This is a genomic window from Microcystis sp. T1-4, assembly GCF_000297435.1.
Classification (GTDB): Bacteria; Cyanobacteriota; Cyanobacteriia; order Cyanobacteriales; family Microcystaceae; genus Microcystis.
In genome coordinates, this window is the sequence record NZ_CAIP01000080.1 from 1 (window position 1) to 2,078 (window position 2,078).

A 2,078-nucleotide genomic window follows, 5' to 3' on the forward strand; every position below is an offset into this window, starting at 1 on the left:
AAATTTTTGTTATATCCCCCTTGAAAGATTGGCCATTGTTAGGCTAAAACTGTTAGCAATAAACCTTTGCAGTTAACGTCATGACTTCTACCCTTTTGCCGAGCCTTCCTGCTGTTGACGATGCTTTGTTCAATTTTGCTCAATCTGATGGCTTAAGTCAAGCTAATCAGGTGAATAGTGCGAGAAATCAGCGTTTAACCGCTACCGTAGTTTTCCTCGATGCTGGTGTTACCGATTATCAAAGTCTCCAAGCTGGAGTAATCCCCGGAATCGCCACGGTTATTCTCTCTCCCAATCAAGACGGAATCGAACAAATCACCGCTTTTTTACAACAAAATCCCCAGATTACCACCATTCACCTGGTTTCCCATGGTGCGCCGGGATGCTTATATTTAGGGAATTGTCAACTCAATTTAACAAATATTTACGATTACCGCCAACAGTTACAGAATTGGGCAAAGATTAATCGTATTCTACTGTACGGTTGTCAGGTCGCGGCGGGAGATGCCGGGACAGAGTTTATTAATAAATTGTCCCAAATTACTGGGGCAAAAATAGCGGCTTCCAGCAGACGGGTAGGAAATGCAGCCTTAGGAGGAAGTTGGGAGTTAGAGGTGAGTTTACCCGCGACAAAGGGAGAGAATCAAACCTTTATTGAAACCTTAGATTTGTCGGAGTTGCAGACATCTGGGGTTTTTCAGCCGGATATACTCAACACCTATCCCGGAGTATTTGCACCCACATTAGTAGGAGTATGGGATAGATTAAGCAATGCCGGTGCGGTGACAGTAGTTGGTAACTATGCTTATGCAGTGGGGGACACTCTGGAGATTATTGATATTAGTAATCCCAGTAACCCGATTTTTAAGGGTAATTATAATACTTCTGGTGCTTTTGATGTACAAATAGTCGGTAACTATGCTTATGTCGCTGATTGGGATTCAGGACTGCAAATTATCGATATCAGCAACCCGACAACTCCCATCTTCAAGGGTAATTATGATACTTCTGGCTTGGCTCAGGATGTACAAGTAGTCGGTAACTATGCTTATGTAGCTGATTCGGGTTCAGGACTGCAAATCATCGACATCAGCAACCCGACAAACCCCACTTTCAAGGGTAATTATAATACTTCTGGCAATGCTTATGATGTACAAATAGTCGGTAACTATGCTTATGTAGCTGATGGAGGTCAAGGACTGCAAATCATCGACATCAGCAACCCGACAAACCCCACCTTTAAGGGTAATTATGATACTTCTGACTCTGCTTTAGGTGTACAAATAGTCGGGAACTATGCTTATGTAGCTGATGCGTATTCAGGACTGCAAATCATCGACATCAGCAACCCGACAAATCCCACTTTCAAGGGTAATTATAATACTTCTGGCTATGCTCGGGATGTAGAAGTAGTCGGTAACTATGCTTATGTAGCTGATGATACTTCAGGACTGCAAATCATCGACATCAGCAACCCGACAAACCCCACTCTCAAGGGTAATTATAATACTTCTGGCTATGCTTGGGATGTACAAATAGTCGGTAACTATGCTTATGTAGCTGATTATATTTCAGGACTGCAAATCATCGACATCAGCAGCCCGACAAACCCCACCCTCAAGGGTAATTATGATACTTCTGGCTATGCTTATGGTGTACAAATAGTCGGAAACTATGCTTATGTAGCTGATGGAAGTTCAGGACTGCAAATCATCGATATCAGCAACCCGACAAATCCCACTCTCAAGGGTAATTATGATACTTCTGGCAGTGCTTATGGTGTACAAGTAGTCGGTAACTATGCCTATGTAGCTGATTGGACTTCAGGACTGCAAATCATCGACATCAGCAACCCGACAAACCCCACTCTCAAGGGTAATTATAATACTTCTGGCTATGCTCGGGATGTACAAGTAGTCGGAAACTATGCTTATGTAGCTGATGGAAGTTCAGGACTGCAAATCATCGACATTAGCAACCCAACAAACCCCACTCTCAAGGGTAATTATGATACTTCTGGCTATGCTTTAGGTGTACGAATAGTCGGTAACTATGCATATCTAGCTGATGGTTGGTCA

Annotated in this window: 2 pseudogenes; both read left to right on the forward strand. The window is 43.0% G+C overall.

The features are described from left to right. Positions 1 to 80 precede the first annotated feature (80 nt). Positions 81 to 575: pseudogene (locus MICAI_RS26825) on the forward strand (DUF4347 domain-containing protein); the annotation flags it as partial. 207 nt (positions 576 to 782) lie between these two features. Then, positions 783 to 2,078: pseudogene (locus MICAI_RS26830) on the forward strand (hypothetical protein); the annotation flags it as partial.